Annotated in this window: 8 protein-coding genes; 4 read left to right on the forward strand and 4 right to left on the reverse strand. The window is 73.2% G+C overall.

Annotated features, from left to right (window positions below):
* Positions 1–138 precede the first annotated feature (138 nt).
* The 3 genes from ACFV61_RS02150 to ACFV61_RS02160 form a co-directional block, all read right to left on the reverse strand.
* On the reverse strand, positions 139–1,905 hold the full coding sequence (locus ACFV61_RS02150; protein WP_380480558.1) for a DEAD/DEAH box helicase: 1,767 nt from the start codon (positions 1,903–1,905) through the stop codon (positions 139–141).
* A gap of 157 nt (positions 1,906–2,062) precedes the next feature.
* A complete protein-coding gene (locus tag ACFV61_RS02155) occupies positions 2,063–2,266 on the reverse strand; it encodes a cold-shock protein (protein WP_063347104.1) in 204 nt (67 codons plus the stop codon).
* A gap of 323 nt (positions 2,267–2,589) precedes the next feature.
* The gene (locus ACFV61_RS02160) at positions 2,590–4,800 is read right to left on the reverse strand and encodes an MMPL family transporter (RefSeq protein ID WP_380489574.1); all 2,211 of its coding nucleotides are present in this window, start codon (positions 4,798–4,800) and stop codon (positions 2,590–2,592) included.
* Positions 4,801–5,203: 403 nt separating this feature from the next.
* Between ACFV61_RS02160 and ACFV61_RS02165 the strand changes: the two genes are divergently transcribed.
* Together ACFV61_RS02165 and ACFV61_RS02170 are read left to right on the forward strand one after the other, a co-directional pair.
* Positions 5,204–6,097 carry a phosphotransferase enzyme family protein gene (locus ACFV61_RS02165; RefSeq protein ID WP_063347106.1) on the forward strand — a complete coding sequence of 298 codons (894 nt, stop codon included), beginning with the start codon at positions 5,204–5,206 and terminating at the stop codon, positions 6,095–6,097.
* Between the two features lie 251 nt (positions 6,098–6,348).
* The gene (locus ACFV61_RS02170) at positions 6,349–7,365 is read left to right on the forward strand and encodes a polysaccharide deacetylase family protein (protein ID WP_380489576.1); all 1,017 of its coding nucleotides are present in this window, start codon (positions 6,349–6,351) and stop codon (positions 7,363–7,365) included.
* Between the two features lie 27 nt (positions 7,366–7,392).
* Here the strand turns inward: ACFV61_RS02170 and ACFV61_RS02175 are convergent, their stop codons facing one another.
* Positions 7,393–8,094: an exonuclease domain-containing protein gene (locus ACFV61_RS02175; RefSeq protein WP_380489578.1), complete on the reverse strand. Its 702-nt coding sequence runs from the start codon at positions 8,092–8,094 to the stop codon at positions 7,393–7,395.
* 138 nt (positions 8,095–8,232) lie between these two features.
* Between ACFV61_RS02175 and ACFV61_RS02180 the strand changes: the two genes are divergently transcribed.
* Together ACFV61_RS02180 and ACFV61_RS02185 are read left to right on the forward strand one after the other, a co-directional pair.
* Entirely contained in the window at positions 8,233–8,508 is a 276-nt protein-coding gene (locus tag ACFV61_RS02180; protein ID WP_380337863.1) for a hypothetical protein, read from the forward strand.
* A complete protein-coding gene (locus ACFV61_RS02185; protein ID WP_380337866.1) occupies positions 8,505–8,927 on the forward strand; it encodes a type II toxin-antitoxin system VapC family toxin in 423 nt (140 codons plus the stop codon). Before ACFV61_RS02180 ends, ACFV61_RS02185 begins: the two co-directional genes overlap by 4 nt.
* Positions 8,928–9,069 lie beyond the last annotated feature (142 nt).

The following is a 9,069-nucleotide window of genomic DNA, read 5'->3' on the forward strand; positions in this document are numbered from 1 at the left end:
CCCACCGGGCGCCGGCAACCCCTCCCACCGGGGGGCGGGGTTGGCCCCCCCCCCGGCCCCCCCCGCGGGGCCCCCCCCCCCCCCCCCCCCCGCCCCCGGGGGGGGGGGGGGGCCGGGCCGTCGGTGGTTCGCCGGGGGTTAGTCGAAGGCGCGGCGCTGGCGGCCGGTGCCGTAGTTGGAGCCGGACTTGGCGCCGCTGCCGGGCTTGGCGCGGCCGGAGGAGCGGCCGATGAAGCCGGCCGCCTGGGGGCGGTCGCCCTGGGCGGCGGCGCCGCCCATGCGCTGCTTGGGGCGGGGGCGGCGCGGGTTGCCGTTCATGTCGACGTCGGCGGGCAGCGCGGAGCGCTTGCCGGGGCGGCGGCGCGGGTTGCCGGACTTGGCGTCGGCCTTGGCGGCGGGGGCCTCGGCGGGCGCGGGGACGGCGACGGCGACCGCGACGCCGCTGGGGGTGCGGGCGCCGGTGATCTTGGCGAGGTCGGCGTCGCCGGGGCGGACCTTGGTGACGGTGGGGCGGATGCCCGCGACCGTCATCAGCCGGTTGACCTCGCGGCGCTGCTCGGGCAGGACGAGGGTGACGACGGTGCCGGACTCGCCGGCCCGGGCGGTGCGGCCGCCGCGGTGCAGGTAGTCCTTGTGGTCGACCGGCGGGTCGACGTTGACGACCAGGTCGAGGCCTTCGATGTGGATGCCGCGGGCGGCGACGTTGGTGGCGATCAGCGCGGTGACGTGGCCGTCGCGGAACTGGTCGAGGACCCGGTTGCGCTGCGGCTGGGACTTGCCGCCGTGCAGGGCCGCGGCCCGGACGCCGGTGGCGAGCAGCTGCTTGGCGAGGCGGTCGGCGCCGTGCTTGGTGTGCACGAACATGATCACGCGCCCGTCGCGGGAGGCGATGTGCGCGGTGGTGGACGCCTTGTCGGCCTGGTCCAGCTGGAGGACGTGATGGTCCATGGTGGTGACCGCGCCGGCCGACGGGTCGACCGAGTGGGTGACCGGGTCGGTGAGGAAGCGCTTGACCAGGCGGTCGACGTTGCGGTCCAGGGTCGCGGAGAACAGCATCCGCTGCCCGCCCTCGGCAACCTGCTCCAGTAGCTTGCTGACCTGCGGGAGGAAGCCCATGTCGGCCATCTGGTCGGCCTCGTCGAGGACGGTGATGGCGACGTCGGACAGGTTGACGTCACCACGGCCGATCAGGTCGTCGAGCCGGCCGGGGGTGGCGACCAGGACCTCGGTGCCACGGCGGACGGCGTTGGCCTGGCGGTTGATCGACATGCCGCCGACGACGGTGGTGATCCGCAGGTTGACGGCGGTCGCGTAGGGGGTGAGCGCGTCGGTGACCTGCTGGGCGAGCTCGCGGGTGGGCACCAGGACGAGCGCCAGCGGGTAGCGGGCGACGGCGCGGCGCCCGGCGGTGCGGGCGAGCAGCGGCAGGCCGAAGGCGAGGGTCTTTCCGGAGCCGGTGCGGCCGCGGCCGAGCACGTCGCGGCCGGCGATCGAGTCGGGCAGGGTGGCGCCCTGGATCGGGAACGGCGCGATGACGCCTTCGCGGGTGAGCGTGCTGAGGATGCCCTTGGGCAGGTCCAGCTCGGCGAAGGTGTCCGCCGGGGGCCGGGCCGGGGTGCCCTCGACGACGGTGAATTCGGCGGCCTCGGGCACGGCGGCGGCGCGGGTGTTCTTGGGGGCGCCGGTGCGGCCGCGCGGCTTGCGGGCGCGCTCGGCGTCGCCGGTACCACGCGGGTTCTCGCCGCGGCGGGCGCGGTCTCCGGCGCCGGTGCGGCCGGCGTTCTCGCCACGGCCGGTGTTCTCGGCACGGCCGGCGCCGGCGCTGCGGCGCGGGTTCTCGCCGCGGCGGGCCTGGTCGGTGGTGCGGGCGGCGCGGTCACGCGGCGGGCGGGCAGGGGTGGTCACGAAGTCTCCATACGTCGGTCGGCAGCCCCGGGTAGGGGCTGGTCGGCCGTCGGTAGGAAATTCGCCGCCCCGGCCGTACGGCGGCATGCGCGGGGGCCCGCACCGTGTGGTACGGGCCCCCGCTTCGCGAGATCGCGAGTCAGCGTGGAGGCTGACGTCAGATGACGCGGATGTTCTCGGCCTGCGGGCCCTTCTGGCCCTGGGTGACGTCGAACTCGACCTGCTGGCCCTCGACGAGCTCACGGAAGCCGTTCGCCACGATGTTCGAGTAGTGGGCGAACACGTCCGGGCCGCCCTCGGCCTGCTCGATGAAGCCGAAGCCCTTTTCGCTGTTGAACCACTTCACGGTGCCGGTAGCCATAACCGTCTCCTCAAAAACTGGGGCATCAGGGATTCACACCGCGTGAACCCCGGAGTAGCCGCGATCCCCATCCGGAGACTGAAACACCGGACAAAACAAATGCGCCTGTTGGTTGGAACCAGCAGGCGCACACATACGTTCATGGGAACCAAAACTGCAACTGGGTCGACTGTAGCACGGCGACACCCCGATTGACCGGGGACTTTTGTGCTCGACAGATCACGTTTGGCGGCCAGGAAAAGGGGGCAAGCGGCGCCCCGCCGAAGCGGGACGCCGCCTGTTTGGCGCGTCGGTCGGGCGTCGCCCGTGTCCGAACGAAGCGATCAGCGCCGTCCGGCCGGCTCCGGCACGCCGTACGCGTCCGCCGCCGGCGCCGGGCCGGCACCGTGGCCCCCGCCGTGGCCATGCTCGGGGTCGGCGCCGTGGCCGGGCCACCAGGCCCGGTTGCCGATCAGCGCGGTGAGCGCCGGGGTGAAGAACATCGCCATCACGAAGGCCGCCAGCACGATGCCGAAGGCCATGGCGAAGCCGAACTCCATCATGAAGGTGTTGCCGGCGAGCATGAACGTCCCGAACGAGGCCGCCAGGATGAAGCCGGCCGCGGCGACGGTCGGGCCTGCGTGGCGCAGCGCCTCGCGGGCCGCCTCGCGCGGGCTGCGGCCCGCGCGGGCCTCCTCGCGCAGACGGGCGATGATCAGGATGTTGTAGTCCGTCCCGATCGCCACCACGAAGAGGTAGATGAGGATCGGCATCATGAACATCAGGCCGGTCTCGTTGCCGATCTTCTGGAAGATCAGCGTGGTGGCGCCCAGCGTGGCGCTGAAGCCGAGGCCGACCGAGGCCATCAGGTACCAGGGGGCGACCACGCTGCGCAGCTGGAGGGCCAGGATGAGCAGGATCAGCAGCCCGGCGATCGGGAAGACCAGCTTGTAGTCGTGGGTCATCGCCAGGTTGATGTCCTTGAACACCGAGGTGAGGCCGCCGACCTTGGCCTCGCTGCCGGCCGGGGCCTGCGCGTGGGCGACGGTGCGCAGCTCGGTCACCGCGTCGATCGCCTCGTTGCTGGCCGGGGCGTCCTTGAGCATGACGGTGAACTGGGCGGTGGCGCCGTCGGCGCTGATGCTCTTGGCGTCGGCGCTCGGCGGGTAGACCTTGGAGACCCCGACGACGCCCTGCAGCTTGTCGGCGTAGGCCGGGAAGGAGGCCGGGTCGAGCTTCTTGCCGTCGGTGCTGCTCAGGTAGACCTGGCTCGGGTCGGCGGCGCCGGCGGAGAAGCCCTTGGCCATCGTGTCCTGGACGACCATCGACTCCTTGTCCTTGGGCATGGAGCTGCCGGCCATGTCGAAGTTGCCGTTGTAGCCGAGCGCGCCCACGGACAGGGCGACCAGTACGCCGCCGGAGGCGACGGCGGCCAGTGCCGGGCGCTTCTGGACGATCCGGCCGAGCGCGGTGAAGCGCGCGGTGCTCGGCTCGTTCGTCCACTTCTTGCCGGGCCAGAAGACGGCGCGGGCGGGGATGACCGCGAGCAGTGCGGGGGCCAGGGTGATCGAGGCCAGGGCGGTGACCACGACCGCGATCGCCAGCGCGGGGCCGAGCGCCTGGAACATGCCGAGGCTGGAGAGGATCAGCGCGGCGAAGGCGATGGTGACGGCGCCGGCGGCGGAGGCGATCGCCTCGCCGACCCGGCCGACCGCGTTGGCGACGGCGGCGTTGCGGTCGTCGCCGGCCCGCAGCCGCTCGCGGTAGCGGAAGGCGAGGAACAGGAAGTAGTCGGTGCCGACGCCGAGCACGACGACGATCAGGATCGCCATCAGGATGGGTGTGCTCTTGAGGTCGAAGATGTCGGTCGCGTAGTTGATCAGGCCGATGGAGGCGGGCAGCGCGATCATCAGCGAGACCAGGACCGGCAGCAGGCCGGCCAGGATGCCGCGGAAGATGATGCCGACGATCACGATGACCAGCAGCACCGTGGCCATGGTGATGATGCCCTCGGCCGAGCCGGAGGCTTCCTTCTGGTCGAGCGCCTGGGCGGCGGGGCCGCCGAGCTGGAACTTCAGGTCGGTGCCGGAGGCCAGCGCCTTGCCGTCGTCACGGATGGCCTTGGCGATGTCCGCGGTCTTGTTCTGGTCCTGCTGCTTCGACTTGTCGACGGCGATCATGGCCATCGCGTACTTGTGGTCCGGGGATATGCCCAGCTGGTCGGACGGCGGGATGATCTTCTCGACGCCGTCGATCTTCTTGGCCGTCAGGTCCTGGACGAGCTTGCCCATCGCGGCCTTGTCCGCGTCGGTGAACGCGGCGCCGTCGTTGCGCTCGAAGAGTGCGAGCGCGCCCGGGGTGAAGGCGGCCGGGAAGGCCCGCTCCTGCACCTGTGCGGCCTGGATGGACTCGTAGTGCTTGGGGAGGAACGCGGCTTCGTCGGTCTGCGAGCTGACCTTCGGCGCGGTCATGATGACGGCGATCATTCCGATCACCCACGCGATGATCACCCACCACGCGCGGCGTACGACGAATTGTCCTAGTCGGTGGAACATGCTCGATGCCTCCTGGGCATGGTTCACCGCAGCCCTTGGGGGACGGGACGCCGGGCGACGGCTGGACCGGTGGGAGACGCGCGGCGGCGCTCCCTAGCCGGTCGGCAGGTAAGTAGGTCTGGGCGTCATCCTACGAGCACTTGCTTGCCGACCGGCAAGGAGCCCCCGTGGTCCAACCCCCGTCGGGGCCGCCGCTCAGCGGCCCCGACCCAGTTTCCCCCGGGCGCACCACCCTTGACCTCGTGCTCCGGGTGGAGACAGCTCCCCCTCAGGGTGGATCTCTCCCCCTACCCCCTAGGAGGAGATGTCAGGGTAGGAAGGTAGGGAAAACCCCACCCCGGTCCGTCATGATGATCACCGTCCGGAGGCCTCCGGATGAACGCCGCCCCAACGGAGCACCGCCATGATCCCCTTCGACGAAGGCCGCGCCCGGCTGCTGCTCGCCCACGCCTGCGAGTCCGCCGGACTGCCCGGCCCCGGCGACGCCCGGCTGCTCGCACTCGGCGAGAACGCCGTCTTCGACCTCGGCGACCCTGCCGTCGTCGCCAAGGTCGGCCGCGGCCCCGAACTGTACGAACGGGCGCGGCACGAACTCGCCGTCGCCCACTGGCTCGCCGCCCAGGACGTCCCGGTGGTCCGCCCGTACGACGCGGTGGAAGCCGAGCCCCAGCTCGCCCACGGGCACCCCGTCACCTTCTGGCACCGGCTCGCCCCCGCCGTCCGCCCCGCCCGCCCCGCCGACCTCGCCCCGCTGCTGCGCACCCTGCACCGGCTGCCGCTGCCGCCCTTCCCCCTCGCCCACCGCGACCTGCTGGCCCCCGTCGAACGCTGGCTGGCCTCCGCCGAGGGCCACGTCGACCCGGCCGACGTCGCCTTCCTGCGCCACCGCCGCGACGGCTTCGCCGCCGCCCTGCCCGACCTCGCCCCGCACCTGCACCCCGGCGTGATCCACGGCGACGCACTGCCCCGCAACGTCCACGTCGGCCCGGACGGGCCCGTCCTGCTCGACCTGGAGAACGTCTCGCACGACCTGCGCGAACACGACCTGGTGGTCCTCGCGCTCAGCCACGACCGGTACGGCGTGCCCGGCGAGGAGTACCGGGCCTTCGTCGAGGCGTACGGCTGGGACGTGCGCGCCTGGCCCGGTTTCGCGGTGCTACGCGGGGCCCGGGAGACCGCCAGCGCCTCCTGGGTCGCCCAGCAGGTACCCGGCAACCCGGCCGCGCTGGCGGAGTTCCGGCGCCGGGTCGCCTCGCTGCGGGAGGGCGCCACCGAGGTGCGCTGGTACCCGTTCTGAGGCGTCGGGCTCCTGGGGCGTCGAGCTTCCGAAGTGACGGCTCCTGAAGTGCCGGGACGCCCCCGGCACGGCCCCCGGGATACCCGGCGGGCCGCGGGGGCGCCAACCGGGCGCGTGTGAGAAGACTCCTACGGCGCTGCGGTCCGCTCCGCAACCAGGGCACGTACGCTCGGCGTCCTATCGGACAGTCATCCTGACCGAGGGATCGGCGCCCGTCCTCTGCACCCCTCTGCACCACAGGAGCCGCCGCCATGCCCCACTCCGCCACCCGCCGGCCCTCCCCCCCGACCCGTACCGCGCTCACGGCCCGCCGTCGGCTGGTCGCAGGCTGCGTCGTGGCGGCCGCCGCCCTGGGACTGGCCGCGTGCGGCACCGCCAGCGGAGCCCTCCAGCCGACGTCCGGCGTCAGCACCCAGCCCCCGATCACCCTCGCGCCGACCGACGGCCGGCCGACCGACGGGCCCGTCGCCACCGTCGCGCCCACCCCCGACTCCGACGGCGCACCCGCCTCCGCCGCCCCGCCGGCCGTCCCGAAGCCGCACACGCCCCAGGCGCCGGCCGGGACGAGCGCCCCGCCCCACGGCGGCACGCCGAGCACCCCGGTCACCACCACGGCCGTCGCGACCACGCCCGCGGGCACCCCCGCGCCGCCGCCCGCGCCGGTCAAGCCGGGCACCGTCATCGGCTCCACCGCCTCCGGCGGCCGCACCGTGGCGCTCACCTTCGACGACGGCCCCGGCCCCGCCACCGGCCAGATCCTCGACCTGCTCGCCCAGTACCACGCCAAGGCCACGTTCTGCGAGATCGGCCAGAACGCCGCCGCCAACCCGGCCCTGGTCAAGCGCGTCCTCGCGGCCGGCCACCGGCTCTGCGACCACAGCGTCCACCACCCGCAGCCGTTCGCGAAGCTCCCCCACGACAAGGCCGTCTACGAGATCTCCGCCGCCAGGGACATGATCGTCAAGGCCGGCGGCCCCGGCACCCGGGTCGACTGGTTCCGCGCCCCCGGCGGCGGCTTCAACGCCGACAACGAACAGATCACCGCGAGCCTCGGCATGTCCTCGCTCGGCTGGTCCGTCGACCCGCGCGACTGGTCCCGCCCGGGCGTGCCCGCCATCGTCTCCACCGTGCAGAAGCAGCTCAAGCCCGGCGGCGTGATCCTGATGCACGACGGCGGCGGCGACCGCACCCAGACCGTGGCCGCGCTCAAGCAGCTGCTGCCCTGGCTAGTCGCCCAGGGCTACACCTTCGACTGGCCCGCCGAATAGCCGACTCACCGGCCACCCCGGGGGCGGCTACCTCATCGGCCACCGCGGGTCGACCACGGCCTGCGGGTCCTTGCCGCGGCGCAGCCACGCCTGCAAGCCCTCCGCCCACTCCCGGTACCAGCCGATCTGGCGCCCGTGCAGCTCGGCCGGCGCGACGTCGCCGACCTCGGCCCGGTAGCGCTCGGCGAGCGCGACGGCGACCCGGACGGCCGCCAGCGCGTCGCTGCCCGCCTCGTGCGCGTCCGTCAGCTCTACGCCGTACACCTCGCAGACCCGCTGCAGGGTGCGCGAGCCCTTGCGGTACTTGTCCACCGCCCGGTCGACGACCAGCGCGTCCAGCACCGGCCCGACCGGGGCGCCGAGGCGCTCGGCGAGCGGCACCAGCCCGTACCGGCGCAGCTCGGCGTCGAGCAGCGACAGGTCGAACGGCGCGTTGAACGCGACCACCGGGCGCCCTGCGGCAAGCCGCTCGCAGAGCGCGCCGGCTATCTCCTCCACGGCCTCCTTGGCCAGCCGGCCCTTGCCGCGGGCCAGGTCGTCGCCGATGCCGTGGATCGCCTCCGCCTCGGCCGGGATCGGGACCCCGGGGTCGAGCAGCCAGTGCACGGCCCCCACCCGGCGGGCCCCGACGGTGTCCACGAGCGCGGCCGTGACGATGCGGTCCACGGCCGGGTCGGTGCCCGTGGTCTCCAGGTCGAAGCCGACCAGTGGCTGCTGCCACCAGCTCATAAGGGGGTGTCCTTCCGTCCTGCCTCTCGAAACAGCCCCCATCATCACCCGCCCCACCGACAACCCGGCCGCTGGGGGAGCTGATCCCGCTGCTCGGCGCCCTAGTCTGGTCCTCGGACCTGAGCGAAGGAGCCGACCATGAGTACCTCCCCGGATCTGCCCGTGCCCCCTCACCGGCCCGACGAGCCCCACCCGTTGCGGACGATCAGAGAGATCCGCGGGTCCCTCCCCGAGGAGCAGGTCAAGCACTTCGACGCCGAGCTCGCCGACACCGACATCGACGCGCTGCCGGCGATACTGCACCGCTGGGCGACGCTGGGGAACGACGGTTTCCTCGACCAACTCCTGTCGACGCCCTTCGAAGGGCTGGAGTTCGGGTCCCGCTCCTACGACGACGCGGCGGGCACCGAGTGATCTATCTGCTGGACACCAACGTGGTCGCCGAGCTCACCACGCGGCCGAAGCCGGCCCCCGCCGTCGTCGAATGGGCCCGCTCCGTCCCTGCGACGGCGCTCTGCCTCAGCGTCATCACCGTCGCGGAAGTCGAGGCTGGGGTCGCGGCCACGTCCGATCCGCTACGCCGAGCCGTGTTCGAGCATGTCCTGGAGGGCATGCGGGTGGAGTACCGGGGCCGGATCGCGGCCATCGGTGAACGGGAGGCCGCCGCGTACCTCGCTGTCCACCGCCGGCTCAAGAGCGCCGGGACGAACATCGATCCGCCCGACGCGCTGATCGCGGCCACTGCCATCGCGAACGGTTGGACGCTGGCCAGCCGGAACGTCAAGCATCTCGCCCGGACCGGTGCGATCGTGCTGAACCCGTGGGAGTACTGAGGGTGCGTCACGTGTTCGCCCCGGTCCGCGCGGGCGGGACCGGGGGGAACCGGGGGGTGAGGTGGGGGGGGGGGGGGGGGGGCCGAGCCCCTCGGGGGGGTGGGGGGGGCCGGGGTGGGCGGAGAATCAGGGGCGGATAAAC

The organism is Kitasatospora sp. NPDC059817 (assembly GCF_042731835.1).
GTDB lineage: Bacteria > Actinomycetota > Actinomycetes > Streptomycetales > Streptomycetaceae > Kitasatospora.

Excerpts from the sequence above, each read along its gene's own strand:
- ACFV61_RS02165 (WP_063347106.1), top strand. The coding sequence starts at position 5,204 with ATGATCCCCTTCGACGAAGGCCGCGCCCGGCTGCTGCTCGCCCACGCC.
- ACFV61_RS02160 (WP_380489574.1), bottom strand. The coding sequence starts at position 4,800 with ATGTTCCACCGACTAGGACAATTCGTCGTACGCCGCGCGTGGTGGGTG.
- ACFV61_RS02175 (WP_380489578.1), bottom strand. The coding sequence starts at position 8,094 with ATGAGCTGGTGGCAGCAGCCACTGGTCGGCTTCGACCTGGAGACCACG.
- ACFV61_RS02180 (WP_380337863.1), top strand. The coding sequence starts at position 8,233 with ATGAGTACCTCCCCGGATCTGCCCGTGCCCCCTCACCGGCCCGACGAG.
- ACFV61_RS02155 (WP_063347104.1), bottom strand. The coding sequence starts at position 2,266 with ATGGCTACCGGCACCGTGAAGTGGTTCAACAGCGAAAAGGGCTTCGGC.
- ACFV61_RS02170 (WP_380489576.1), top strand. The coding sequence starts at position 6,349 with ATGCCCCACTCCGCCACCCGCCGGCCCTCCCCCCCGACCCGTACCGCG.